This is a genomic window from Candidatus Bandiella numerosa (assembly GCF_029981845.1).
Taxonomy (GTDB): Bacteria; Pseudomonadota; Alphaproteobacteria; order Rickettsiales; family Midichloriaceae; genus Aquirickettsia; species Aquirickettsia numerosa.
Window position 1 is genome coordinate 1263639 of the sequence record NZ_CP104164.1, and the last position, 25621, is coordinate 1289259.

24 protein-coding genes and 2 tRNA genes are annotated in these 25621 nt (G+C 29.6%); 10 read left to right on the forward strand and 16 right to left on the reverse strand.

Annotated elements, in window-relative coordinates; translation table 11 throughout:
• Nucleotides 1-11 precede the first annotated feature (11 nt).
• The 4 genes from N3Z17_RS06010 to N3Z17_RS06025 all read right to left on the reverse strand — a co-directional run bounded on the left by N3Z17_RS06010 (nucleotide 12) and on the right by N3Z17_RS06025 (nucleotide 5797).
• On the reverse strand, nucleotides 12-1061 hold the full coding sequence (locus N3Z17_RS06010; protein ID WP_282471813.1) for a hypothetical protein: 1050 nt from the start codon (nucleotides 1059-1061) through the stop codon (nucleotides 12-14).
• A 185-nt stretch (nucleotides 1062-1246) separates the two neighbouring features.
• A complete protein-coding gene (locus tag N3Z17_RS06015) occupies nucleotides 1247-2332 on the reverse strand; it encodes a hypothetical protein (protein WP_282471814.1) in 1086 nt (361 codons plus the stop codon).
• 31 nt (nucleotides 2333-2363) lie between these two features.
• A complete protein-coding gene (locus tag N3Z17_RS06020) occupies nucleotides 2364-3035 on the reverse strand; it encodes an outer membrane protein (RefSeq protein WP_282471815.1) in 672 nt (223 codons plus the stop codon).
• Nucleotides 3036-3184: 149 nt separating this feature from the next.
• Nucleotides 3185-5797, reverse strand: a complete 2613-nt coding sequence (locus N3Z17_RS06025; RefSeq protein ID WP_282471816.1) for a glycoside hydrolase/phage tail family protein — start codon at nucleotides 5795-5797, stop codon at nucleotides 3185-3187.
• A gap of 106 nt (nucleotides 5798-5903) precedes the next feature.
• On the opposite strand from N3Z17_RS06025, the gene N3Z17_RS06030 reads away from it, so the two are divergent.
• Nucleotides 5904-6599: a M48 family metallopeptidase gene (locus tag N3Z17_RS06030; RefSeq protein WP_282471817.1), complete on the forward strand. Its 696-nt coding sequence runs from the start codon at nucleotides 5904-5906 to the stop codon at nucleotides 6597-6599.
• Nucleotides 6600-6647: 48 nt separating this feature from the next.
• Here N3Z17_RS06030 and N3Z17_RS06035 read toward each other — a convergent pair.
• The 4 genes from N3Z17_RS06035 to N3Z17_RS06050 all read right to left on the reverse strand — a co-directional run bounded on the left by N3Z17_RS06035 (nucleotide 6648) and on the right by N3Z17_RS06050 (nucleotide 8887).
• Nucleotides 6648-6724, reverse strand: a tRNA-Asp gene (locus N3Z17_RS06035).
• A 20-nt stretch (nucleotides 6725-6744) separates the two neighbouring features.
• A tRNA-Val gene (locus tag N3Z17_RS06040) sits at nucleotides 6745-6820 on the reverse strand.
• Between the two features lie 105 nt (nucleotides 6821-6925).
• A complete protein-coding gene (dksA, locus tag N3Z17_RS06045) occupies nucleotides 6926-7351 on the reverse strand; it encodes an RNA polymerase-binding protein DksA (protein WP_282471818.1) in 426 nt (141 codons plus the stop codon).
• 18 nt (nucleotides 7352-7369) lie between these two features.
• Nucleotides 7370-8887, reverse strand: a complete 1518-nt coding sequence (locus N3Z17_RS06050; RefSeq protein WP_282471819.1) for a leucyl aminopeptidase — start codon at nucleotides 8885-8887, stop codon at nucleotides 7370-7372.
• 165 nt (nucleotides 8888-9052) lie between these two features.
• On the opposite strand from N3Z17_RS06050, the gene N3Z17_RS06055 reads away from it, so the two are divergent.
• From N3Z17_RS06055 to N3Z17_RS06070, 4 genes are all read left to right on the forward strand, one after another.
• Nucleotides 9053-10138 (forward strand): LptF/LptG family permease, encoded by a 1086-nt coding sequence (locus tag N3Z17_RS06055; protein ID WP_282471820.1) that lies wholly within the window; start codon nucleotides 9053-9055, stop codon nucleotides 10136-10138.
• Nucleotides 10139-10172: 34 nt separating this feature from the next.
• Entirely contained in the window at nucleotides 10173-14855 is a 4683-nt protein-coding gene (locus tag N3Z17_RS06060; RefSeq protein ID WP_282471821.1) for a pentapeptide repeat-containing protein, read from the forward strand.
• A gap of 130 nt (nucleotides 14856-14985) precedes the next feature.
• Nucleotides 14986-15591, forward strand: coding sequence for a DUF2460 domain-containing protein (locus tag N3Z17_RS06065; RefSeq protein WP_282471822.1), 606 nt, complete (start codon nucleotides 14986-14988; stop codon nucleotides 15589-15591).
• Nucleotides 15588-16412 carry a DUF2163 domain-containing protein gene (locus N3Z17_RS06070; RefSeq protein WP_282471823.1) on the forward strand — a complete coding sequence of 275 codons (825 nt, stop codon included), beginning with the start codon at nucleotides 15588-15590 and terminating at the stop codon, nucleotides 16410-16412. Before N3Z17_RS06065 ends, N3Z17_RS06070 begins: the two co-directional genes overlap by 4 nt.
• Here the strand turns inward: N3Z17_RS06070 and N3Z17_RS06075 are convergent.
• The 4 genes from N3Z17_RS06075 to N3Z17_RS06090 form a co-directional block, all read right to left on the reverse strand.
• Nucleotides 16398-17750, reverse strand: a complete 1353-nt coding sequence (locus tag N3Z17_RS06075; RefSeq protein ID WP_282471824.1) for a sodium:solute symporter family protein — start codon at nucleotides 17748-17750, stop codon at nucleotides 16398-16400. The genes N3Z17_RS06070 and N3Z17_RS06075 overlap by 15 nt on opposite strands.
• Nucleotides 17751-17793: 43 nt before the next feature.
• Nucleotides 17794-17997, reverse strand: coding sequence for a 30S ribosomal protein S21 (rpsU, locus tag N3Z17_RS06080; RefSeq protein WP_282471825.1), 204 nt, complete (start codon nucleotides 17995-17997; stop codon nucleotides 17794-17796).
• Between the two features lie 456 nt (nucleotides 17998-18453).
• On the reverse strand, nucleotides 18454-18807 hold the full coding sequence (locus tag N3Z17_RS06085) for a hypothetical protein (protein WP_282471826.1): 354 nt from the start codon (nucleotides 18805-18807) through the stop codon (nucleotides 18454-18456).
• Nucleotides 18808-19038: 231 nt separating this feature from the next.
• The gene (locus N3Z17_RS06090) at nucleotides 19039-19626 is read right to left on the reverse strand and encodes a riboflavin synthase (protein WP_282471827.1); all 588 of its coding nucleotides are present in this window, start codon (nucleotides 19624-19626) and stop codon (nucleotides 19039-19041) included.
• Between the two features lie 81 nt (nucleotides 19627-19707).
• On the opposite strand from N3Z17_RS06090, the gene fsa reads away from it, so the two are divergent.
• From fsa to N3Z17_RS06110, 4 genes are read left to right on the forward strand one after another with little or no spacing between them, the layout of a single operon-like run.
• The gene (gene fsa, locus N3Z17_RS06095; RefSeq protein WP_282471828.1) at nucleotides 19708-20355 is read left to right on the forward strand and encodes a fructose-6-phosphate aldolase; all 648 of its coding nucleotides are present in this window, start codon (nucleotides 19708-19710) and stop codon (nucleotides 20353-20355) included.
• Nucleotides 20356-20363: 8 nt separating this feature from the next.
• On the forward strand, nucleotides 20364-20798 hold the full coding sequence (locus tag N3Z17_RS06100) for a flagellar basal body rod protein FlgB (protein ID WP_282471829.1): 435 nt from the start codon (nucleotides 20364-20366) through the stop codon (nucleotides 20796-20798).
• On the forward strand, nucleotides 20795-21298 hold the full coding sequence (gene flgC / locus N3Z17_RS06105) for a flagellar basal body rod protein FlgC (RefSeq protein WP_282471830.1): 504 nt from the start codon (nucleotides 20795-20797) through the stop codon (nucleotides 21296-21298). The genes N3Z17_RS06100 and flgC overlap by 4 nt, the downstream gene beginning before the upstream one ends.
• A 4-nt stretch (nucleotides 21299-21302) precedes the next feature.
• Entirely contained in the window at nucleotides 21303-21704 is a 402-nt protein-coding gene (locus N3Z17_RS06110) for a flagellar hook-basal body complex protein FliE (protein WP_282471831.1), read from the forward strand.
• A gap of 365 nt (nucleotides 21705-22069) precedes the next feature.
• Here the strand turns inward: N3Z17_RS06110 and ubiA are convergent, their stop codons facing one another.
• Nucleotides 22070-23029 carry a 4-hydroxybenzoate octaprenyltransferase gene (gene ubiA / locus N3Z17_RS06115; RefSeq protein WP_282471832.1) on the reverse strand — a complete coding sequence of 320 codons (960 nt, stop codon included), beginning with the start codon at nucleotides 23027-23029 and terminating at the stop codon, nucleotides 22070-22072.
• Complete coding sequence (locus N3Z17_RS06120) at nucleotides 23010-23612, reverse strand: NADH-quinone oxidoreductase subunit C (RefSeq protein WP_282471833.1); 603 nt, start codon at nucleotides 23610-23612, stop codon at nucleotides 23010-23012. Before N3Z17_RS06120 ends, ubiA begins: the two co-directional genes overlap by 20 nt.
• Before the next feature lie 105 nt (nucleotides 23613-23717).
• Here N3Z17_RS06120 and N3Z17_RS06125 point away from each other — a divergent pair, with 105 nt between their 5' ends.
• Complete coding sequence (locus N3Z17_RS06125) at nucleotides 23718-24365, forward strand: O-methyltransferase (RefSeq protein ID WP_282471834.1); 648 nt, start codon at nucleotides 23718-23720, stop codon at nucleotides 24363-24365.
• Nucleotides 24366-24398: 33 nt separating this feature from the next.
• Here the strand turns inward: N3Z17_RS06125 and N3Z17_RS06130 are convergent, their stop codons facing one another.
• Together N3Z17_RS06130 and tatA are read right to left on the reverse strand one after the other, a co-directional pair.
• Nucleotides 24399-25205 (reverse strand): DoxX family protein, encoded by an 807-nt coding sequence (locus N3Z17_RS06130; protein WP_282471835.1) that lies wholly within the window; start codon nucleotides 25203-25205, stop codon nucleotides 24399-24401.
• Nucleotides 25206-25381: 176 nt separating this feature from the next.
• Nucleotides 25382-25546 (reverse strand): twin-arginine translocase TatA/TatE family subunit, encoded by a 165-nt coding sequence (tatA, locus tag N3Z17_RS06135; RefSeq protein WP_282471836.1) that lies wholly within the window; start codon nucleotides 25544-25546, stop codon nucleotides 25382-25384.
• Between the last annotated feature and the right edge of the window lie 75 nt (nucleotides 25547-25621).

Here is a 25621-nt window from a genome sequence, read left to right on the forward strand (position 1 = left end):
CCCCCTATAAATTAAGCATCAACCAATTCAGGAAAAAATGCATCTTTAACAAAATCTGAACATAGAGGTTCGTTACTGTATTTATCTCTTGAGCAAATTTCTTGGTAGCTATCCTTACTTATATGATTATCATTCTTATATTTTTGTAAATCGTTTCGTAAATCACATATCTCAGTAAAAGTTTTCTTGATATTATTATTATTATAATATTTTTGATAAAATTTATATCCAGGCTGCTCTATATTTTTGTGATTGCTCGACATCACGTCATTATCTTGCAATTTATTTGCTTTACGAACATAATGAAGCACCGTAAAAAAATTTACCTTGTTTGAATTATCGCAAAAGCCATCACTTTCTCCAGGATTAAATTTATTTACATACTCATCAATTTCTTCTAAATATTTTTCAGCCAATGCCTTTTTATTATTGTCAAAAGCTGCCTTATTTTTTGCATTAAATGAGAATACCTCATTTTTATACTCTTCGAAAATTGATTGTTTATATTCGTTAAGTGAGTTAAAAAATTTATTAAAAGATGAGTTTATATCTTTATTAGATAATGAAATTGGTAAATTTGTATAATATTTAGTTCCTGATTTAGTAAGTGCAGCTGCTCCAAAACTTATTAATAAAAGTGGAGTTGTAGCTATGCTGTAAATACTCAAGATACCCGCTACAACTGCTCCAGTTCCTAAGCCGTTTAAATTACTCTGCTCACCTAAAATATCAGATAAAACATATTTTTGGCCGCTATAAATATCAATGCAAGATGTTTTCACACCCAAATACGTTCCACTAACAACAGTTTGAAATGCAGTCCATGCAGCTTGTGCGGGAGTACTAATTAAATTTCCAATAGCGCCTTTAGATGGAGAATTATTGTATACATCACTAACAACAGTTTTACCTGCACCCCATATATCCTTAAATGGTGTTTCTGTACCCAGCAGTATTTGCCCATATACTTGTTTAGTAGCGCTTTTATCGTATATTGTATCATATACAAGCCCACCTGCTGTTCCAAAAAAAATGGATAATATTACTGTATCTCTCACCATATTTACCTCGTTCTTATTTATTTGTTAATTTAATATTGCTTTTCTTATGAAAAAGAAATTTTTGGCACAACTGTGGTGATTCAGGAAAGTTACCATGTTATTGGTTTGCCTGACACTTCCCTGAACTTCACCACACTTGCTATTGTTATCTCACAATGAGGACGTTTTCTTTACTATCATTCTGATTACTGTGTGATTAATGCTTCTTCACTCAGTAATTTTTGACAATCAATTTCCCAATAACTCATAATGGTAGTATCATCACCAAATGTAACTCTAGAAGAATCATTATTATAGCAATGACTATTATCATTTTGATTAATACCCAAAACGACATAATTAATGACTTTAGAAATATCCTCAATTTCAGTAATCTTCCTACAGATTTCTATTTTGCATTTTTGTTCTTTAGTGCTAGCATCAGTATTGTTCCACGAGTAATTGACTACACTAACATCAGTATTGTTGACTACACTAGCATAAAATTCAGCAACACTTTGATTATTTACAGGTACTTTTTCTATATCTATATTTTTTGCATCAACAAACTTCTGAACAGTTAGATTTTTAAATCCGTAATATTTACCATTTTTAATCGCTTCTTTTATTGCTCCAGTAGCGTCAGATCCTGCTGTTGCTCCAGTAGCGTCAGATCCTGCTGTTGCTACAGTTTTAGTTTCTACTACTGGTGTTTCAGTGTTATTGTTAACTACTGATGTTTCAGTGTTAGTATCAGATTTTACTGGTGTTTCAATGTTAGTGTTAGTTTCGTTATCCTGAGATTTTCCATTCTGATCATCAGGTTTAGTTTCCTTTTCATTAATTTTCGCAGTTAAGTTTGAGTTAGTTTCTACTACTTTTATTTCAGTGTTATTGTTAACTACTGGTGTTTCAGTGTTAGTATCAGATTTTACTGGTGTTTCAATGTTAGTGTTAGTTTCGTTATCCTGAGATTTTCCATTCTGATCATCAGGTTGAGTTTCGACTTCTTTCACAGCAGCAGCTTTATCTTCTTTAACTACATATTTACTCTTAAATGCTTCTCTTTCTTTTTCTAATTCTTTCTTCATTTCTGTTGGGGCAGCTATAATTTGCTCATCAAAATCTTTATCAACAGCTTTTACATGGTTCTTATGCTTTTCTTTCAGTTTATCAATGTCTTGTTGAATTACTATCTTTTGCTTTGGAGTGACCGACTTATCGTCAAGTTTTTTTGTTTTCGTTTCTATATTTTCTTTGTAATGTGTTGCTTTTGCATGTTTTATAGCCATATTTGCCTCCTATTAATAATTATTTTGTTAATTAAAATTTTATTCTTATTCCAGTGTTAATGCTGTGAACTTTCAGTTTTCCTCCATAAACATCACCTTCATCATCTTTATCAGTGCTAACTTTTCCTAAATCGTAATATTTGTAATTTAGCAAATCTAAAGTGATTCTTTCATTTAGGTTATATGCAATTCCAACTCCAGCATTCCATCCAAATTCTGTTTGTGCTTTACCGTTGAAAACTGTTGGTTCATTACTTGGTGAATTAACAGAAAAATCACCAGCTTTGTTTTTTGAAAATCCAACTCCAGCTGTGATATATGGCATAAATCCATTCATTTCTTTTATGTCGTAATATCCATTGATAAACGCAGATGTTGAGCTTATTTTTTGGCTATAAGTCATATCTGTATCTTGCTTATCAGTTGCTTGATATTTGAAATTTTGAAAACGATTAATCGCAAGCTCTGCACGAACATGATCTGCAACTTTATACCCTAAAGCAACACCAAAATTCATGGAGTTTTTTAGTTTTGTTGGATCTATATCATTATGATTTGGGTCATAATCAAATTTCTTTGCAGAAATTCCAACTCCAAAGTTTCCAGCAACATATGTTTTGCCTTCTTCAGCATGTGTAGAAATTAAAGATGATAATGTATATAATACACCAGCACCTAATGTAATTTTGTTCATATTAATCATAAAATTCTCCTTATTTGTTAAATTTGAGTAAGTTTTATTATCCTCATATAACCTATTATACACACCAAATGTTACAATTAGGTTAAGAAGACGTAAAATTTATAATAAAATTTTTAATTTTTAATTATATTTGTAAAAATACTACGCTTTTAGGAAACTTGGATGCCAAAAATATTGATGGTTGAGATGTTTTTTATTTCAATTTTAACAATTTCAAGAGTATAGCATTGTGATTTATATTCAATTTGTATTAGGTCGTTGGGCTTTAGATATGCATATGTAATTGGTAATGCAAAGGCTACAATTGTGTCTTGGATGCTAAAATCGTTCAGTAATTTTTGCACCATTCCATCAGCTTCAGATTCAGTTAAGATTATTGAAGCATCCATGAAAAATTCATTATTATGATTTAGTTGATAGTTTTTGGCAGTTGCATTGGTTAAAACATATTCTTGATCATAAAGGATATAGTTTAATTTCACTTCAGAGATGAGCTCCTCACTACCTAATTTATAAACTGAAAACGTGCTTTGCATATCGTCCTGCTTAACCACAATATCACCACTATCAATCTGATTGAGCGCCCTGCTCTCTTTAGGAATAAAGTCAATTTTTTGCCCCTCCTCATATACGGCAAAGTGATATAATTTACTTAGGTCTTTGATGATATTTTTTGCAGCTGAGTTATCAAATATACAAAAACCAATGATGTCACTATTGATTTTGCTAACGTCTATTTGGTCTGGTTTCAAATTTGCCTTTTTACATATATCGAGTAGCACGGCATTTAGGTTAGATTGAAAAAATTTACCTTGTATCCAGTGTCCTTTAATCCAGCAATCACCATCTGCCCAAACATCTCTTCTATCTGGCCAACTTGGGTATGGTCTTGCGTCCCATGCCCAGATGAACTTATTTTCAATCATGCTAGAATCTTTCCACTTCATTTCAGTTGCAAGTAAACCTATTTTTTGAGCCTGAAAATCCACTTTTCCTTTTGAATGCTTTGGAATATTAGATTCAGCACTACTTGGGTCATAAAAAACATTTGGTTGGTTGGTGGCACAATCTATTGAGGGAAACCCTATTTCCGTAAACCATATTTTCTTAGATTTGGGTTGCCAATTTGTTTTATTGCCATCAGGATTTATGTGCTTATTCTCCCACCACCACTTAATATTTTTCCATGCATATTTTGCATCAAGCGGTTGCTTTTTTCCTTTAGCATCAAGGTAATAGTCATATCCTTCCCCTGCTTCCCAAGCATCTATGACCTCTTGAAGCTCATAAGTTGTTTTATTATTATTTGTTAGAGGAAAATATGCATCAATCCCAACGAAATCAATATACTCAGATGCCCATAGTTTATCTAAATTATACCATCCACCATCGGTATGATGAAATTCGCTCCAATCTGCCCCGTATGATATCTTTACATTTTTACCCAAAATTTCCTTCACCTGCTTTGCCAACTCAATTAATTTTTCAACAGCTGGAAATTTATCTCCCTTAGATTTAAATTTTGTAAGCCCTATCATCTCAGACCCAATCAAAAAAGCATCAACTTTACCCTTTACAAGCTTTGCATAATGTAAAATAAATTGATTATAACCAATCTCCCCGTCAAAGAAATTGTTTACATCACTTTCATTATTTGCATATATCCTGCCTCTCCATGGTTTATTGTGTTCATCCACCAATACCATTGGATAAAACATAATTGAGTATCCCCTGTTCTTCAATTCATCCAAAAACCTCAAAATACTCATGTCATTTATTGTGCCACCATAAATTGGTTGATTATGTTTTTTAGAAATGACATAGGCAGTATTTCTGTCGTAATTTGAAACTTTCCATTCATCGGGAGTCACTGTTACTTTTCCACCTTGATATTCGACACCTGGCAATATCTTAGAAATCCCTGCATCTAAATTAGTTGCATACCAATTAACCATAGGCGATACCCATTTTACATTTGGCAATGTTGTTTTTAGCTGATTTAAGGAAACCACAGCATCACTTTGGCTATGATCTGTATTATTATTAATACTTATTTCTATGTATTCATAAGGTTCATTTTTGTAATAGCTTTTTTTCTGTATTTGCGTGTCATAAACATACTCTCCGCTTCCAGGTATTATAACTACCGAATTTATCAAATTCTGTAAATTATTTGGGTTATTGATATTACTATTTCTTATAACTTCAAAATTAAATTTTGGAATTTGATTTTTGAATTTACTTATCGGAAAATCTTCAAACACAACATATGCAATTCCTCTAAATGCGCACGTTTTTCCCTTTCCTTCAACTTTTTCAATAAGAGGATCGGGTAATTGCTGATTTGAACCGTTATAAACACGGATGTTATATAAGCTTTTATTTATACCTACATTATTGATCCAAATTCTTGAAACGCCTTCAATTTTGCCTTCACATAGGGCAATTGCAAGTGAAATTTTGTATTCATATTTAGTATAAGAATACTCTGAACTTTGATTTGGAGTATTATGGCTTTTGGAAATAACATTTTTTAATTCTTTTAAGCCTGAATCCCATATTATGTTACCTGCTAATTTCACATTTCCATAAACAATTGGTATTTCCTTACCGTATTTTACAGTTTGCACGTTGATTGTTTCCAGCCTCTTGCCTTCAGTGCTTAAAAAAACTTTATTTTTAAATAGCTTCTTATTTAAAATACCTCCAAATAATTTACCAATTTTAAAACTTAATGAATTACCAAATATTTCAAATGACATATTTTTTACTATTTTACTGCAACTTTTATAGTTAATAATCTACTTAGGTTTTGATTTTTGAGGAAGTATGATAGAATGCTCTGCTTAAAGTAAGTTGTTTTGCTTAATGAATAAAATTGCAGATATAACTAAAGAGTATAACCTAAAAGTCAGGAAAAGTACTAAGGCAAAAAATGTGGTTATAAGGATAGTAAATCAACATGTTGAGTTAGTGTTGCCTTTGGGAGTTTCAGAAAAATTTGGATATAAGTTTTTATTGAGCAAAGAAAAATGGATTCAAGATAAATTAAAAAATCTATCCAGAAATTTTACATGTGCTAAGCTTATTCGCACTGAATATCCAATTTTTGGTGAATTACATCAACTTGTTCACACCGAAACAACTTTATATTCAAGTATATTCATAAAAAATAATCAACTCGTTGTGTATTCAAAAAAATGTAGTTTAAATAATGCATTAAAAGCGTTTTTAAAAAATATACTATCATCTGAAATAGATGCTTTATGCGCTTTCTATGCCAGGCAATATAATTTTAAATATAATAAAATAGCAATCAAAGAACTTCGTACTAAATGGGGAAGTTGCTCCTCATTAAAAAATCTTAATTTCAATTGGAGAATTATATTTGCACCAAAAAATATTCTAAACTATTTGGTTATTCATGAGCTTTGTCATTTAAAAGAAATGAACCACAGTAATAAATTTTGGAACCTCATTGCTGAAATTGATCCAAATTATAAAGAGTCAAGATTATGGCTGAAAAAAAATGGGCACCAATTATATAAATATCTGCCAAATTGATTATGATGGTTATTTAATAAAATAAATGTGAACTACATAAACATTTAATGGCGGGGATGACGAGACTCGAACTCGCGACCTCCGGCGTGACAGGCCGGCGCTCTAACCAACTGAGCTACACCCCCGTTTCAAGGAGAAAATTAAATGGTGGGCGATGACAGGGTCGAACTGCCGACCTCCTCGGTGTAAACGAGATGCTCTACCAACTGAGCTAATCGCCCTACCAAAACATGGTAAATCATAATTACTGGTATATACTCTAAAAATCAAGCAAAATTTGTTTATTCTATAAAATAAGGTCCCAAATTCAGCAATTAATTATAAAGTCACTCATCATTATATATTTTTTCCGCTCTTTCATGCTCTTCTTGAGCTCTGATACTTAATGTAGCAATAGGTCTTGCTTCTAATCTTTTTAATCCTATTGGTTCAAAATTTTTGACACAAAATCCATAGCTACCTGTTTTTATTCTTTGCAACGCAGCATTAATTTTATCAATTAATTTTCTATAACGATCTCTGGTTCTGAGTTCAAAATTTACATCTGATTCAATCGAAGCTCTATCATTAACATCAGGTTCATTAAGCCTTTCATGCTTCAAATGATCAATAGTTTCCTTAGACTCCTGAGTCAAACTATCTTTCCATGCAATAAGCTTTCTTCTGAAATACTCTAAATGCATATCATTCATATACTCTTCATCTTCTGAAGGTCTATAATTTTCTGGAAGCTCAGTAATCTTTTCATTCATATTTCTAGTCCTAAATTATTATTTTTCATAATTCTTAATTAAAAATTCATTAAGTAGTCTCACTCCATATCCTGTGGCACCTTTTGGAGAGCAATCACCACCATCATCTAGCCAATTAACACCTGCTATATCAATGTGCGCCCATGCACAATTTTTTTGAACAAACCGTTTTAGAAATTGTGCCGCTGTTATGCTACCTGCACCACCCTTACCAACATTCCTTACATCTGCAATATTTGAGTTAATTAAATCATCATAAAATTCATCCAAAGGCAACCTCCAAACCCTTTCTCCAACTTCTTCACCTGCTTGATGCAACTTCTTTACTAAATCATCATCATTAGAAAATATTCCAGCATTATGATGCCCTAAAGCTACTACTATAGCGCCTGTTAATGTTGCCAAATCAATCATAATTTTTGGCTTAAAATTTTCTTGCGCATACCACATTACATCTGCCAAAAGTAATCTACCCTCAGCATCTGTATTGTCAACTTCAATAGTTTGCCCAGACATTGAGGTAATAACATCACCTGGTCTTTGCGCACTACTAGAAGGCATATTTTCTGCTAAACCTATCACTCCTACAACATTAATTTTCGCTTTCCTTTCTGCAAGAGATTTTATTAAGCCAGTTACTACAGCAGCGCCACCCATATCATATTTCATCATAGTAATAGATGGCCCAGATGGCTTCAAATTGATGCCTCCAGTATCAAATGTTACTCCTTTACCTATAAATGCAATAGGTTTATCGTTCTTATTGGGAGATTTATCACCATTCCATTCCATTAATATAGCAAATGTTCCAAAATCACTACCTTGCCCAACAGCTAGTATCGCATTCATTCCTAATTCTTTTAAACTTTTTTTATCAATAATTTTTACTTTAACACCTAATTTCTCAAGATCTTTACATACTAAAACAAAGCTATCTGGATTTAGAACGTTTCCAGGCTCAGAAACTAAATCTCTTACAAAATGAGTGGAATTAATGATTTTTTCTCTCATAGAAAAAATTTTCTCCACATTTAAGCTATTGGAATAAACATTTATTTTTTCTAGAAAAATTTTATGCTTATCTTTTTTATCAACATAATATTTGTCAAATACATAATTTTTCAATTTTATTCCTTCACATATATTTTCAATAAAGAAATCTTCTTGGTCTTTTAGCTCTTCATTATCTATAAAAATCGCAGCTTTACACACTTTTAATGAATTTAATTTATCTGCAATATTACCACCTAATTTTTGAATTTTCACTCTACTCAATTTATTTACTTCACCAGTACCACAAAATAAAAATCTCTTTATCTCCCCATTAATTTCAATTGTCGTAACTAATATTTCTCCAAACTTACAACCAAAATTTTCAAACATCTCTAATGTTTCAGTTATTAATTTAGCACTAGATTTTAAAAATGATGGCAACTTCTTAGTGTCTGATAAAAACAAAACACCAAATTTTTCACTGGCGTTAAATGCAAGTTTATTAAATGAAAATTCCATAATACAATCCTTTTTAATATTCATAATCGGTTACCTTATATCACATATTAGAAAAAGATAAAATAAATAACTTTTATACTATGCCACAATAGATTTAACCTATATAATCCCATAGTTGCAATAAAAATTTTATAATTTACATTTATTTATAATGTTCTATTATTCCAATTAATTCTTCATCAGTTTCTAATGTCCTTAATCAACATTTACTTCAGAAAGAGCTTCTGTGATTATTTAAAAATATTTGCCCTCACATTTATTGGATTTATTTTAGTTATTTTTTTATTCGATATATTAGAAATTTCTAGGATTGCATCCAAGTATTCAGCAAATTTCTCAGTGGTTATCAAATTATCTTTGATGAAAAATTACAGCAGTTTAAGTCAGACTATACCGATGATTATTTTAGTATCCTCTTTAATATATTTTGATTTAAAAAATAAAAATAATGAATTGATTGCAGCAAAAAGCATAGGTATATCAAATTTTAAAATCGTCCTTCCTGTTATTTTAGCAGTTTTTCTCTTTGGCGTTTGCAACATTACAATCATTAATCCTGTTGGGACGATGTTGCTCAAAAAATATCAAAATTACGAAGCTCACAATTTCAAAAAACAAACAAGCCTGGTATCATTGTCAAAATCTGGGATATGGTTAAAAAACAAACTTGATAATGAAAATTTGATAATTAATGCTTTAAGAGTCTCACAACTTTCAAATACTATGAATGATGTAAAGATTTTTTTCATTAATCAAAATGGTGGATTGGAACGTCAAATTTTTGCAAAATCAATTTTATTTCGCAATGATGATATAGTGATAAAAGAAGCTGTAATATTTGATAAACACTTTTTCATAAAAAAAGAAAGAGAAATGATTCTACCTATAAAAATTTCTATATCACAGATATTTGAAAATTTAGCAACAATCGACACAATATCATTTTTTCAACTAATTGAATTCATACACATTACTGAAGAGTCAGGTTTATCGTCAACAAGATATCTACTACACTTTATTAAGGAATTATTATCACCACTCTATATAATTAGTATGTCTATGATAAGCTTTGTATTTGGGAGTCGTTCAACAAACAGAAAAAAATTCAACTTATCTTCATTGCATTGCTTAGCAGTAGGATTTATTATATTCTTTGGTACAAATTTCATTCATGCAATTGGATTGTCAGGTAATATATCTATAATTTTAGCAGTGCTATTTCCAGTTATAGTCTCAAATATACTTGCATTATACCTTATACTGTATAAAAATTAATTAATTAACACTTTGGATAAGGGGACTGTTATTTATGCCAATAGATAATGCTGTAAAAATGCATGATAGAGAGCAAGATTTCACAGAATTTAGAAAAGTTGCTTTTAGCTTTGAAAATTTACTACAAAATACAGATATCCTAAAATTTGCTCATAAAAATAGAGAAACTATAAAAGAAATAAAAAATGGCAGCTATATTTTGGGAGTTATCAAATTCATTGCTAAAAATTTATTCTCTGGAGATTTTTGGAAAATAGTCTTCAACGCTCCTACTATTTATAGAATAGTTCAGAATTACGATAAACCAGAAATGCAGAAGTTATTGGTTGAGAAGACAAGCTTACTGGAACAAGTAGGAAAAAATAATGAGATTGTGAAAAAACTACTAAATGATTTAGTTTTTACTGAAAGTGATGAAGGCACAACACTTTTAAAACAAGTAACTGGAGCAACAATTGACCTGTTACATGATGAAAAATCAAGGAATGCACTAAAAATTGAATTAGCTAATAATTATTTTAAATTCAGCCTTAATTCTTTTGATAGACAATCTTTTATCGATAACTTTATTGAATATGAAAAAAGCCAAATTACAAACAAAATTAAAGATGAAAATTACTTGATGAAATTACTGAAGGAAAAATCAAATATAAGATTAGGAGATTCGAATTATACTTTAAAAAATATTATAAAATCACTTGAAGCAGGTGCTACTAAAACTGAAATTTCAAATGCACTAAAAAGACAACTACGCAAGGAATTAAACTTCTTGGGACTTAATGATGATATAATTAATACAATAATACCAGATGCATTGGTGTTATCACTTCAAGAGGCACAAAAAATTCTTCAAGACAATTATGATAAAGTAGTAAATCAAAAAATAGTTGATATACATAATCAAATTGAAAATGATATTAAGCAAGGTAAATTAAATACTTTTGATAATTATGTCTCAAATATTTTAAGGGAGCATGCAGCATACATAGTGGATGTTCAAGAACCTTTATATCAAGAACAATATATCAAGGACTATATAAGATTTCATCAGGAAAACAATTCTACAAAAAGCGTAGATGAATTAAGAGAAGAAGCCATAGAAAATTCATATAATCTAGCACCCGATTATATGAGATTAACACAGAACGTGTTAAGAATTGTAGATTCATTACCAGATCAAAAGACCAGCAATATTGTAGAATCAGCAAATCCCAATCTAAAAACCGTTTTAAAAACATCAGGAAGAAAAATAATTGATTTTGTTAAAAGCTCTATAAATGCCTCAGTTACCCTACAAGATATGCTAACAGGATTTGGAGTTACAAACGAAATATTAGATTTAGCTCCATTAGTATTAGGTGAGGATGGAGGCATAGCTAAAGTAGCTAATCTAACAGAATCAATTAGAACGAAGTTTATTTTTGAATGGGCTGAAGATACATTAAACCTTTTAAATTCAAACGCTGAATTACAGCAAAAATTTAAAGATAACCCAGAAATGGCGAGCAATTTAACTAAAGGTATAGTGAATAGTATACCTCTTTTAAAAAATTTATGTCAAGATTTAGGCTGTACTGATGCAGTATTTGATATTATTTCAATATTAGTTAAAACCCCTGAAGATACCCAAAAAATCTTAAGCTACCTAAATGAAGGAAAATATGTAGAACTTGCTCAAAAATTCATTGAGGTTGCTGAATCTAATCAGGAATTACGAGATTACTTAACTAGTCATAAAGATGTGTATAAAAAATTAGTTTCATCCTTATTCAAGGAGATAGATTTGATGAGAGATCTTAAGGATAAGAATGGAATTACTAATGAAGCGCTAGGGGAAATTCTGGACAGCACATTATCTATATTAGATGAACCTACAAAATTTAAGGAGCTCATTGATGTATCTAATCAAATTTTTAATACCATAAATAAATATATAGCCGATAATGATTTGGGTGAATTCTCAAATTTACAAAAAGAAGACTATATTGAATTAACAAAAATTATATTACAAGATAAGGATTTATTTAAACTTTTAGATAAAAATAAACAAGCACTGGGAAATTTTATAAAGTTGCTAGTAGAAAGAGTGCCTTGGTTAAAAGCCAAAAAAATTGAATTATTAGGAAATGTGGAGATTGATAGTTTAATAATTACCCTAATTGAATCAGGCATTTTAAAAAACAGAGATAATATAAGTACTATATTAAACAGATATACGGGAGATGGCTATAAAGTCGCTACTCTTGCTACCTATGTTTATCATGGCTCTCCAATTCTTAAAAATTTATTGGTATCTGCTCCAATAATGAGTTATTTATCTTCTCCAAGTGTAAAAGAAGGGTTGGCTGCTCTCATAAAAGCACAAATTAATTCTAATATTTCCCACAATTCATTAGGTGAATTATTGCAAGGTACTGGTAATACAGATCTGACCAAATTGGGCAAAACAAAGAACCTATCTGGAATTGTACTTGATGATACTGATTTTTCAAAAATTAAAAATATACAAGGCTTCACTTTTGTAGGTTCAAATTTTACTAAATCTAATTTCGCAAATATAGAAGTTCAAAATTCATCTTTTGTGAATTCTGTTTTCCAAAAAGGAGTCAGTTTTGCAGGCTCAGAACTGCAGGATGTGGATTTTAGTAATGCTAAATTCAGTGGCTATAAAACAGAAGAATTATACCTCCCAAGAAGAACTCAAACTACAGGTAAAATTGAAAAAGATGCAAAAATTAGTTTTAAAAATGCAACACTGAAAAATGTTAATTTTAGCGGTATAAATTTAGTAAAATCCAATACTCTAAAGACAGATAATCTAAAGATTGATTTTGAAGGTGCTGTGATCGATCGCTTAACATTTAATTCTTTAGTGAATGCTATTAGAGTGAATCCATCTCTCCAAAATGATATAAATCTTAGAGGAGCTAAAATTATTGGTGATTTGGGTGAGCTAGATTTATCAGGAATAAATCTAGAAGGGGCAGATCTTTCTGCTGTAAGTAATTTAAAAGGCACAATTGTTAAAGGAGCTAACTTAAAGGGCACAAATATTAATCCAGAATTATTAAAACAAGCTTTGCAGCTTGATGGTTTGCAAACAGATCTTACACAAGACGCATTAGATGAAATTAAAGCATCACAAAAACAAAACAAGGAATTAATTATTATTGGAAAAATATCTAAACTTATAGTTGATAAATTAATCCGTGACGGCAAATTGGTTGTTAAAGATGCTATTGAAATTACTTTATTAATTGAACGACTCAATACTAAATTATTAACAGAATTAGATTCCTTAAAAGAAGGTGAAAAGGAGTTTTTATACAATCTTTTTGAAAAAAATTACGCTAATTTAGACCAATTTACTTTAGATCCAGATACAATAAAGCATTATTCATATTTTTCAGATAAGCAACAAGTAATTTTAAATTTCTTATATGACAAAGCTTTTCTAGGTGCCGCTTTAACAGAGCAAAATCTAGCAAATGCTTTAAAATATGAAAATATGAAAAATCTAATTGCTGATGAAATTAGTAAAAAATTATTCGGGGGTGGTCAAAATAGAGGAAAAGATTTTATAATTATCAGAGAACATTTATCAAAAGTTTTTAATCAATTATCTCCTGAAGAAAAGCAAAATTTATATACCAGTATTTGCATTACTGACTCTGGCAAAATGGTATTAAATGCAAGCCCTGAATGCGAAATATTAATAAATTCATTAAAAGAGCAATATTATACTAAAACAAAATACACCACGGCTGGCGTTGTAACGAGTGGAATATATTTACCAACAAAAAGTGTACTTGATGAATTTATAACAAGTAATTTGAATAAAATTAAAGTAATTTCTGATTTAGCAAAAATAAAAGAATTATCAAAAGTAGTTGGGCAAAAAATAGGGCAAAAATTATTTGGAGACGCCATGTCAAGCTCTAGACAGGCAGATGTTAAAAAAATAATTGCTTATTTTAATGATCAAATTTTTCCACACATTTTATGCCAATTACCCAAAGATGAAAAACAGGCTTTATTAGATAATATAAACTATAATAAAGACGAATTGGTAAATAAGTTAGTTGGGGATTTTAATAAGGTTAACATGCTGGGCATGAGTAAAGTTAATGAAAACAGCTTATCACAAGTTTTCTATAACAGCACCTCCTACACTAAGATAGGAACTGTTGTTGGTGGCATTCAATTGGACACCACAAAATTAAATTCACAAGATTTTTTTGATTCAGTAGCAGATTGTGTTATGGGCAAGTGCAAGTCAGATTTATCACAAATTGAAGAACTTGCAAAAAAAATAGGAAATAAGCTTGGAGAAAAATTATTTGGAGATAGCGCTTCTAGTTCTAGAAAAGAGGATGTTAAAAAAATTATCAATACATTAAATAAAGTTGTTATACCCAGTGTTATAAGCAGCTTAAGTGATGAGCAACAAAAAGAAAATTTTTTAAAAGCAAATGATGAAACCATTAGTTCATTAGTGGGAAATTTTACACCAAGTGGAATTTGGGGGAAGAAAATTATTGAGCCAATCAGTTTGGCACAAATTTTTTATGATAATTCATCCTATACTAAAGTTGGCTTGATAAGCGGAGGTATTCAAATAAATGATAGTAAATTAACAGACAAATCTTTTTTAGATGAAATTAAAGTTCGCTTACAAACTGAAGCCAAATTATCTCGAAGCCATATAATTAGATAAAATAATAGCCGCACATCTAAAAATGTCAAAAAAGAAGAGAGAATAGCGGTTATAATATAAAATAAACAAGTCTTCGGCACTTCCTGATATAATAAATATTTTATTATAATAAATAAAAAATATAAATTTTATGAATGGATTTGATGAAATTAGATTTCCAGAGGATATATCTTATGGTGCAATAGGGGGGCCTCAATATTTTACAGATATAGTATCAACATCTTCTGGAGGTGAGTACAGAAATATCAACTACAAAGATTCGAAAATGAAATTTAATATTACTTATGCTATTAAAACAAAGGAACAAATTGATAAATTACTGCTATTTTTTAGAGCAAGACTGGGAAGGGCTATTGGTTTTAGATATAAAGATTGGAGTGATTTTAATGCTAAAAATCAATTAATTGGAGTAGGTGATGGAAACACAACTAGATTTCAACTAAAGAAAATTTATAAAAGTGGAGGGTCTGAGTTTATCAGGATTATTGAAAAGCCTGTATTTAACAGTGTTTCTATATACTTTGATGATGAAAATGTTGCACAAAAATATTATAGCATTGATTACACGACAGGAAATATAGAATTTACCAAATCAGTAAACATTGGAGCAAAAATCCTTACTAATTTTGAGTTTGATGTTCCAGTAAGATTTGATATTGATTATCTTCCAATATCAATTGACGGAAAAAATCTTTATTCATGCAAAGAAATTAACCTTGTTGAAATAAAATTATGATAAAAACAAATGAATTTACTAAAAGTGAATCATCTAATTCAGTCAGCAATTACGCAATTTGTTGGCATATACAACTCACGAATGGCGATCAATTAAGGTTAACCAACTATAATGAAGATATTAACATCAAAGATTATAAATATATTGCTGAATCTATTTTTACTTATAAATCTATAGAAAAAAGTTCTGAATTACTAGCGGGAAAAAACGAAATATGTGGAATAATTTGCGATAAATATTTTAAAAGGCAAGATATTATAAATGGTAAATTAAACGATGCATATATTGAAATATTTTTAATAAATACAAATAATTTGGATAATGGTAAGTTGATTTTAAATCAGGGATATATAAGTAACATAAAAATTATTGATAACAAGTTTATCGCAAATATTTCTTCATTAAAAAATAAATTCAATAATAAAATTACAAATTCTTTTTCTCAGAATTGTAGAGCTAAATTTTGTGATAAAGATTGCAGTTTATACGAGGAAAATTATAAATTTTATGGAAAAATATCAAAAGTAATCTCAAACAATACATTATTTGATGCTGAAAGAAATGAGGAAAATTTTTATTTTAATTTTGGAGAAATAACTTTTATATCAGGAAATAATACAGGATTATGCTTTCAAGTAAAAAATTTTAAAAATGGTGAAATTGAATTAAATTTGCCTAGCATTTATAAATTAGCAGTAGGTGATACATATGCAATCATAGCTGGATGTGACAAAAATTTTTCATCATGCGTTACCAAATTTCATAATGCATTGAATTTTAGGGGAGAACCATATATTTCTAAGGTTCTAACGCGTCTTTAATCTATTAAAAATTGCTGATAATGGAAAAGCTAGAATTGATAAAAATATACAAAACAGCTCCTTTGAAAGATTAAAATAGAAATCAGTACCAATTTTTGGATGAATAAAAAACCCTATTATTCCCAAACAAATTGATGAGTATGCAAAAAAAGTACTTTTTTTAAAATTGAAATATGATAATACTATCGGAAAAAATAGCGTGCACACCATTATTTGATAACTTAATAACATTGTCTCTATAATATTATCAAAATAATTTGCTATTACAATTCCCAAAAAACCAAGCAAAATAGTTATAACCCTTGTTTTAAGTAGATTATCGGAAAGTGAATTTTTCTTAAAATCTAATGTTAAATTTGAACTTATTGCACATAACAACGAATCACCAGTTGAGATAATAGCACATAAAACAGCAAGTGCTGCTATGGATGTGATAAAACTATTTGAAGTACTAATAAAAAAGAATATCATCTCACTACTTCCAATAGGAATGTTCTCAATACTCCTAGCTGCTATACCAAAAATAAGTGGCAAAAAGGAAAAACCAAGCAATAAAACTCCTGCTATAAAGGCTGATATATATGCCGTTTTTGAGTTCTTAGCAGAGAAAAATTTTTGCGCCATATCTTGTTCTATGAAGACAAATAAAAAAGGAACAATTATATATGGTGCGAAAAGCGCTTTATCATTATTGACGATACTATGAAACAAATTATCTAATGAGAATTGAATATACTCATATTTGTTAAAAATATAGTATCCCATAATAATTGCAAAGGTAAGAAATATAAATATTATTTGCACAATATCTGTATAAACTATCGCCTTTAACCCTCCTAATACCGTATACAGTATTAATATTGTCCAAAATATATAAACTACGAACTCATTTTCAATGCCAAATGCAATTAAAAGTTTTCTGGTACCTACTATTAACGAAATTAAAATACCATAAAGAGAAATTATAGATATAGCAGAAGCTATTTTTCTAAGAAATTTTGACCCATATTCCTTTTCAAATAATTCGGCTATAGTTGAAATATTTTTTTCTCTTAACTGTTTTGCACCAAAAATTGCAACTGCAATTAAGCCAAGAGATATGCCAAGAGAGTAAAATATACCATATATTCCATATTTATAGGCAAAATCAGATGTTCCAAGTATTACACCGGCCCCTAATTGTGTTGCCAACAACGCTATACTAACAGATATAACCCCTAGCTTCCTATCAGCTAAAAAATAACTATCATTAGTACTTATTCCTTTTGATGACTTATATCCAATATATATGAATATAAAAAGAAGTATTGCTGAAAATATTATAAAATAATAACTCATACAATATTGCAATACTTTGAAATATAAAACTCAAAAAAGATCTTTAATAACTAGTCCCCGCAGGCTTCCTAAAAGATTTATGTTTTCTTTTTCTTGCTTCAGTACTCTTTCTGAGCTTTTTTTCAGAAGGCTTTTCATGATGCCTTTTCTCTCTCATTACTTTAAATATACCCTCTCTTTGCAATTTCTTCTTAAGAATTTTTAAAGAATAATCAACATTGTTGAATCTAACTTGAACTTCTACCAAAATGTTATAATTTTTGTTATTAATTTACAGTGGATTCTACAACAAACAAATATAAAAGTAAACAGCGAAGTGAGCACAATACAGATATTAATTAAAATTTATTCATCAGCTAATACATTAACTAATAATCAAAAATTCCAATATTAATATATTTTTAATGTGTATAGCTTGGGGTCAGATATGTATTAACAATGAGTGATGAGCAAAGTGTAGTAAAACCTACATAAGCGAAGAATGACGATGTCAATACCTATTTGAATTATGCTATACTTCTTGCTGTGAACTCTCTCCTATACAATAAAGAACTAGTGGTGCTCGTCATAAAAATTGGGCCCGGAAAAGAAATCTATAATGAACCTGAGTTCGCAATCCTCTATCCAAAACTCAGGTTATAATAATCACTACGCAGTGTGAAATTTCATATCTAGCTTTTTTACCAAGCTACATAAATATGAATTATAGACCGTAATGAATACTATCAGAGGAAAAATAAATCAACGGGCAGAAATGTTCCAGAATTCCACGTGCATTACTTTCGGCATAGATATGTATATCATGCAAGACTTCAGCATCAATACAACCTCCATCTGTTACATCATACATATAGCTCAATATCTCCTCCTCACAATCTGGTTTGCCAATTGCAAAATGAATAACCAACTGTGTATAAACATTCAGGATAAAATCAGGATTGGCAGTATATGTATTGTCTATAAATTCAAAGACCTCTGCGTAACCTTTGATTGCAGATGGTTCGCAAATTGTATCTGTAAACTTTTTGATCTCAGTTTGTACAATGTTTTGAGTCATTTTATATGCCTTTATATAAGTTATATTTACCTAAAGTCATATAACTTTAGGCCCATAATTCACATTATACACACGAAATGTTACAATTAGGTTACAATTATGCTAAAATTTCATGATAATTTACCAAAAGTAATAATTTAACTTTTAGTTTATAATCGTAAATATACCTATCGCCAAAAAGACTCAATTTATCTATCAAGTTATTTTAGGTAATTGGTCTTATGCATTTCATTACTTTGTATATAGCTTCTCTAAATATCTAGCAATTAGGTCAACTTCAACATTTACTCTTGACCCAATGCTAATGTGGGATAAATTCGTATGACCCCACGTATGTGGCACTATATTAACCTCAAAATAAGTTTTAGCGACTTTATTAACTGTAAGAGATATTCCGTTAATCGTAATGGAGCATTTATAGGTGATATATTGATTTAGTTTTTCAGGTAGTATGAATCTTATTTTGTGAGAATCTCCATCTTTTTCAATTTCATATATTTCAGTACAGCAATCAACATGACCCTGAACAAAATGTCCATTTAATAAATCCCCTACCCTTAGTGATTTTTCTAAATTCACTTTATAACCTAGGTCCCAATAATTAACGTTAGTCACCATTCTTGTTTCTGATGAAATTTGTGCAATAAAACTGTTATTACTAATTTCAATAACTGTAAGACAAATTCCATCACAGGAAATTGAGTCCCCAATATTAATTTTATTAGTATCTAATACAGTTTTAATCTCCACTTTCCAATCATCAGCATTTTTATTTAGTGCTGATACGATGCCAACGTCTGTTATAATACCGCTAAACATGTCACATTTCTTGTTGCATAAAACTTAAAAACAGCTATCTTAAAACTGACTGTTAGTCAATTTAATAATCTTTTTTGTGCTATGAAAATATATCTCGATAGTTGTGATGTGGACTTGATCAAAAAATATAAGGATTTAGGCTTTATTGACGGGGTAACAACTAATCCTTCAATCATTGCAAAATCTGGCAGAGATTTTAAAAAAGTTATTAAAGAAATTTGCGATGTTATTGATACATCTATAAGTGTTGAAGTACTATCAACTGATTATCAAAACATGCTTAAAGAAGCAGAAGAATTTTCAAAAATTGCACCGCAAATTACTATAAAATTACCAATTACAGAAGATGGTCTAAGAGCGTGCAAAGCATTATCTGAAAGGGCTTTTAAAACTAATATGACTTTGTGTTTTTCACCATTACAAGCATTGTTAGCAGCAAAAGCAGGAGCTACTTATGTCTCTCCCTTTATCGGAAGACTTGACGATATGGGAAGAGATGGAATTGATTTGATTGCGGATATTTGCTCTATTTATGAAAATTACCCAGATATATCAACTCAAATTTTAGCAGCTTCGATAAGGCATCCAATCAATATAATTCAAGTTGCTAAGCTTGGCGTTGACGTGGTAACACTGCCACCAAAATTAATTGAGATGATGATCAATAATCCTTTAACTGATAAAGGTATTGAAATTTTTTTAAATGACTGGAATAATATAAAAAAGTAGTTTTAAAAATGCTTAAGATAGTAGTGGGGTTACTGATTTATACATCTTTTACAAGTGCTAATGCACAGGAAAATGTGCTTGAAGTATATAAAAATTATGTAGATTTTCTATCTAAAAACGATACTGTAATTTCGCAAAACATTGCAAATGCAGATACTCCAAAGTATTTACCAAAAAAATTGGAGGATAAAAAAAATCCTTTTAGCTATGATATCAAATTGGATACAACTAACCCTATGCATATCCACGCTGAGGAAAAAAATTCTAAATATAAACTATCAACTGCTGAAATAGTTGAAATCAAACCTGATGGAAATGCCGTAACCTTAGAAAATGAATTATTAAAAAAGAACCAAAATTCAGTGAAATTACATCAAGTTTCAAATATGTATAGCAAAGCAAAAAATATGATGAAGTATGCAATCACAGGACAAATGAAATGATAAAAAATATTTTTTTCTTATTAATATTAGCATTATTTGCTGGCAATTTTAATGGCATCTTTAGCTCCTTTGCTGATGAAAAAATAATTAGTGATCCACTAGAAGCTTCTATTAAAATATCATCATCAGGTATGCAAGCTCAAAGTCAAAGACTTAAGGTAGTTGCACAAAACATTGCAAATTCTAATGTTACTGGCAAAACCCCAAATGAAAATCCATATAGAAGAAAAATAATTTTCTTCAAAAATGTTTATGACCCAAAATTGGATGCAAAAGTACTAAAGGTTGATTCCATAAAAGAAGACCAATCTGATTTCACACTTAAATATGAACCAAATCATCCAGCAGCAGATAACAATGGTATGGTAAAATACCCAAACGTAAATATAATAATTGAAACTGTTGACTCTAAAGAGGCGCAAAGAACATTTGATGCAAATGTAAACTCATTAGAAATAGCAAAGTCAAATCAAAACAAAATTCTTGAATTAATGAGATAATATTATGACAACTTCATCGTCTATTAAACCAGATTTTAGTAATGCTGTTGAGGCATATAAAAAGGCAAACAAAAATGTTAAAAACCTTGGTTCATCATCAGAAAACAGTAAAATTAACACAAATTCTGGACATGGTGTTTTATATGCTGGCGATAAAATGGATGTCTTATCTCAAGGCGTTACTAAAACCTCACAATTTTCTAGTATTGTTCAGGAATTGATAAAAACAAGAGTGCAAAAGGTCAAAAATGCCGATAAAGTATCATTAGATGCAATTAAAGGACGAACAGGAATGATTGAAGTAATGGAAGCAATAAATAATTCGGAAATAGCATTGCAGGAAATCGTTACAGTTAGAGATAAAATCGTCGCTGCCTACTTAGATATTTTAAAAATGCCACTTTAATTATTTTATAAAACGATATTTAGCACGCATATGATTTAAATTTACAGGTGTTAAATAAAGCCACCGTACATTACAAACCTTAAAATGATACTACAAAACAATCTTTAATAAAAAAAGGTGCTGCTTATAAAAATAAAAACAACACCTCCAACGAACAAGGGCTGGTAACCAAATTTTAAAAAAATAATGTTCGTTGATGTTTCAATTACAAAACATGTTGATTCTATATATTGAAAATAATTTATTCAAGAAAGAAATCTTAATAACCAACTAATTTTTCATCTGGATCACCATAATAGAAAAAACTTTAATATAAAAGTAAATTATATTTTGATATATGCTAAAATAATTCTAGATCAAAGCATTTATATAGAACCAATAGCAAATCCAACAAACATTAGCATACCAAAAGCAAAATTACTTTTAAACTTGCTTAGACAATCCTCTGGCGAATTTAAATCAACATTATCAATTTGTTGGGATAACATGAAAAAACCTATAAGCACAACTATAAAAAATATAATATTTAGGTTCGCATTTAGCCCTGCTATAGCTAAAGTAAAAACAAAAAATTTATATAGGTATCTCACTATTTCTTTTGTCTTATCACCAAAAGCTAATGCCGTGGATTTAACACCAATTTTTTCATCATCCTTTTTATCTTGATGTGCATATATTGTATCGTAACCAATAGTCCAAAAAATTGATGCTATATATATTAAGATAGGTACAAAGGAAATATATTGCTCAACAGAAAACCATGCAATAAAGACACCTGAATTAAATGTAGCACCGAGAAATACTTGTGGGTAGTAACTGTACCTTTTTATTAATGGATACACCATAATCAACCCCATTGTTAAAATACCAAAATAAATTGATTTCGGCGGAAGTAATAATAATATAAATAAGCCAATGCTCAGCAGCACAAGAAGGAATTTAACTGCATTTTTGAGCGTTAATTCACCATTCGCAAGCGGCCTCATTTTTGTACGCTCTACACACTTATCAATATCCCTGTCCATTATATCATTAATTACTGAACCTGCACCCCTCATTATAACAGCTCCAAAAATAAATATTATAAAGAGACATAAAAAATGAATAATATCATAAGAAACAACTACTAAAGTCCATAAAACAGGCATCATAACTAATTGAGTTCCCACAGGTTGATGCAATCTCATCAATCTTGCATAAGGATTTGCGTCTGCAAATTTGAAAAAATCTATAGATATTTTTTCAATCATTCGTATCTTTTGTTTGACATAGGCATTACCTTTATCAACATAACTTTGAAAATTACTACTTGGTTGCTTTTTCATCACCTGGCAATATATAATCTTCACCTTCCCATGGGCTTTTAAAATCGAAATCTCTAAATTCTTGTGCTAATTTTACCGGTTCATAAATTACCTTCTGCTTTTCCAAATCATACCTAACCTCAACATTACCAGTTAATGGAAAGTCTTTTCTCATAGGGAAGCCAGAAAATCCATAATCTGTTAATATTCTTCTCAAATCATCATTTCCCACAAAAAATATTCCATACATATCCCAAACTTCTCTTTCATACCAATGTGCTGAGCTAAAAACATCTTTCACAGTTGGAATAAAGTCCTCATCAGAAACTTCAACTTTCACTTTTATTCTAAGATTATGCTCTATGCTTAAAAGCTGATAGACCACTGTAAATCTTTTGTCCTTTTTTGGGTCATCAACTCCACAAATATCGAGTAACATTTTAAAAAGGTAGTTCTGCTCATCTCTTAAAATTATTAAAACCTGCTTTAAATCACCCTCTGACACTGTTATGGATAGTTCATCAAACGATATATGAAAGTCACTTATTAGATCTTCTAATCTCTTATCATTTTGCAGTTTCTTGGATAATTGCTGTGCATCCATTATGTTTTTTAATAAAAATATATTTAAAATTTACTGTTAGGTTAGCAAATATTGCAAAATTCTGCAATTAATTATACTGTTTCAAAAATTAAAACATAATTTAAGATGGCTAGAATCAATGAAATTTGCAAGAAACAGACCTATATTAGGTCTTTATATTGCAAAGAAGATAGCAAATTTCATGATATTTTTCAAAGTGCTAACGATAAAAAAAATATTCAATTAAGCCCTGAAGAAGGAAAATTATTAAGTATACTTATTGCCATTCATAAATCAAAATATGTTTTAGAATTGGGTACCTTGGTAGGTTATTCATGTTGTTGGATAGCATCATCTCTACCAGAAGATGGAAAAGTTATAACATTAGAAGCAGATATAAATCGTCATAACATAGCAAAACAAAATTTTGCTAAAATGCCATTTGCTAATAAAATCACTGCCATTCATGCTGATGCGATAGATTTTTTAAAAACTCTTAATCTAAATTACAAATTGGATGCAGTTTTCATTGATGCTAAAAAAGATGACTATCCACTATATTTAAAATTGATCAATCCATTTTTAAAGGTAGGAGGTCTAATTATTGCTGATAACACCCTTCTATTTGGAAGTGTATTTGAAGATTCAACACCAAAATATCATAAAAAATGGCAAGCAATGAAAGATTTCAATCTTGATATAAGCGATCAACAAAAATATAAAAGCCTAATTCTTCCTACCAATGATGGTCTGTCAGTAAGTATAAAGCTTTAAGGTCGATAGATTATAACTTAATATCTCCGTATATCAATATTTCATTATGCATTTTAGAGTTTTAGGTAGCTTAAAGTTTTTCAAAATGAACTCATCTATAGTAAAAAGCATAGGCTTGATGAATCCAAAACTTAATATTATAACACTCCATAAAACAGGAAATTCCCATCCTCCGCCTCGTCCAGCCCAAATAAAACCTAATGAAAAATGGTGACCTAAAAAAGTTGCAATCAATAAATACAGGACCAATCCGAATGAACTAAATCTAATCAAAAATCCACAGCTAACTGCTAAACTACCTAAAAACTCTATTATACCTGCTAAATATACAAAAAACATCGGATTAGGAACTCCCAAGGTAGCAAAAGCTGAAACATCAATATTTCTTATTGCATCCCCAGCAAATAATTTTTCACAAAAATGTGGTATTAAATCATAACCAATATAGACTCTAATGAAAACTAATTGAAACATCATCAGCTTTTCTTTTATCCCTACCTTATCATTCAATAATGCCAAATCTTGTTCACAATATAAAACAAAAATTAAAAATTGAGCTATCAATATAAAAAAATATAACCATACAGCCATTGGTAACCATGATAAATACGACAGTCGCAACGCGACAATAGCAAAAAACGAACCTAGTAAAAAAAAGGGGATAAAATATCTTTTTTGACCAATTAATGTTAATATAGTCAGTGCGCCAAATAGCAGAATGAACGACATTTTTTGAAAATCTAAATTATCTGTAATTAATGTATACAATTGGTAAAAAAATGCAAAAACCGAGATTGTAATATTAAAATTATTTAATAAAACTATATTTTTATTACTCATTACCTATAATCAAAAATTGATACCCTCTAGTGACTCAAACAAACTATTAAAGTACAAAGCCACATCTAAACACTAAACCTTTAAATTACATACTGTCAAGCAGTTATACAATTATAAAAACTTAAAGTTTTATACTTAATATTAAACTAGTTATAAAATATTGGTCAATAGAGCTATTATTTTTCTAAATCTTCGTCTATTTTTGATTTCTCATTTATACCTTTTCTGAATGATCTTAAACCTTTACCCAATTCACTCATGACCTTTGGTAATTTACCAGCACCAAACAACACAAAAACAATGAGTAATATTAAAAGTAGTTCTCCAAATCTGCCAGACATTATAAAATTAACTTGATATAATTGTTCGTTTAGTGAATATTATTGTATTTAAAATTAATAAATTAGCAAGTTTAT

Bases quoted from the DNA above. Each gene is read 5' to 3' on its own strand.
- N3Z17_RS06015 (WP_282471814.1), bottom strand. From the start codon at position 2,332: ATGGCTATAAAACATGCAAAAGCAACACATTACAAAGAAAATATAGAA.
- dksA (WP_282471818.1), bottom strand. From the start codon at position 7,351: ATGAATGAAAAGATTACTGAGCTTCCAGAAAATTATAGACCTTCAGAA.
- N3Z17_RS06010 (WP_282471813.1), bottom strand. From the start codon at position 1,061: ATGGTGAGAGATACAGTAATATTATCCATTTTTTTTGGAACAGCAGGT.
- N3Z17_RS06050 (WP_282471819.1), bottom strand. From the start codon at position 8,887: ATGAATATTAAAAAGGATTGTATTATGGAATTTTCATTTAATAAACTT.
- N3Z17_RS06025 (WP_282471816.1), bottom strand. From the start codon at position 5,797: ATGTCATTTGAAATATTTGGTAATTCATTAAGTTTTAAAATTGGTAAA.
- N3Z17_RS06030 (WP_282471817.1), top strand. From the start codon at position 5,904: ATGAATAAAATTGCAGATATAACTAAAGAGTATAACCTAAAAGTCAGG.
- N3Z17_RS06085 (WP_282471826.1), bottom strand. From the start codon at position 18,807: ATGACTCAAAACATTGTACAAACTGAGATCAAAAAGTTTACAGATACA.
- flgC (WP_282471830.1), top strand. From the start codon at position 20,795: ATGATAAAAAATATTTTTTTCTTATTAATATTAGCATTATTTGCTGGC.
- ubiA (WP_282471832.1), bottom strand. From the start codon at position 23,029: ATGAAAAAGCAACCAAGTAGTAATTTTCAAAGTTATGTTGATAAAGGT.
- N3Z17_RS06090 (WP_282471827.1), bottom strand. From the start codon at position 19,626: ATGTTTAGCGGTATTATAACAGACGTTGGCATCGTATCAGCACTAAAT.
- N3Z17_RS06055 (WP_282471820.1), top strand. From the start codon at position 9,053: ATGTCCTTAATCAACATTTACTTCAGAAAGAGCTTCTGTGATTATTTA.
- N3Z17_RS06125 (WP_282471834.1), top strand. From the start codon at position 23,718: ATGGCTAGAATCAATGAAATTTGCAAGAAACAGACCTATATTAGGTCT.
- N3Z17_RS06120 (WP_282471833.1), bottom strand. From the start codon at position 23,612: ATGGATGCACAGCAATTATCCAAGAAACTGCAAAATGATAAGAGATTA.
- N3Z17_RS06130 (WP_282471835.1), bottom strand. From the start codon at position 25,205: ATGAGTAATAAAAATATAGTTTTATTAAATAATTTTAATATTACAATC.
- N3Z17_RS06065 (WP_282471822.1), top strand. From the start codon at position 14,986: ATGAATGGATTTGATGAAATTAGATTTCCAGAGGATATATCTTATGGT.
- N3Z17_RS06060 (WP_282471821.1), top strand. From the start codon at position 10,173: ATGCCAATAGATAATGCTGTAAAAATGCATGATAGAGAGCAAGATTTC.
- N3Z17_RS06020 (WP_282471815.1), bottom strand. From the start codon at position 3,035: ATGATTAATATGAACAAAATTACATTAGGTGCTGGTGTATTATATACA.
- N3Z17_RS06100 (WP_282471829.1), top strand. From the start codon at position 20,364: ATGCTTAAGATAGTAGTGGGGTTACTGATTTATACATCTTTTACAAGT.
- fsa (WP_282471828.1), top strand. From the start codon at position 19,708: ATGAAAATATATCTCGATAGTTGTGATGTGGACTTGATCAAAAAATAT.
- N3Z17_RS06110 (WP_282471831.1), top strand. From the start codon at position 21,303: ATGACAACTTCATCGTCTATTAAACCAGATTTTAGTAATGCTGTTGAG.
- N3Z17_RS06075 (WP_282471824.1), bottom strand. From the start codon at position 17,750: ATGAGTTATTATTTTATAATATTTTCAGCAATACTTCTTTTTATATTC.
- N3Z17_RS06070 (WP_282471823.1), top strand. From the start codon at position 15,588: ATGATAAAAACAAATGAATTTACTAAAAGTGAATCATCTAATTCAGTC.
- tatA (WP_282471836.1), bottom strand. From the start codon at position 25,546: ATGTCTGGCAGATTTGGAGAACTACTTTTAATATTACTCATTGTTTTT.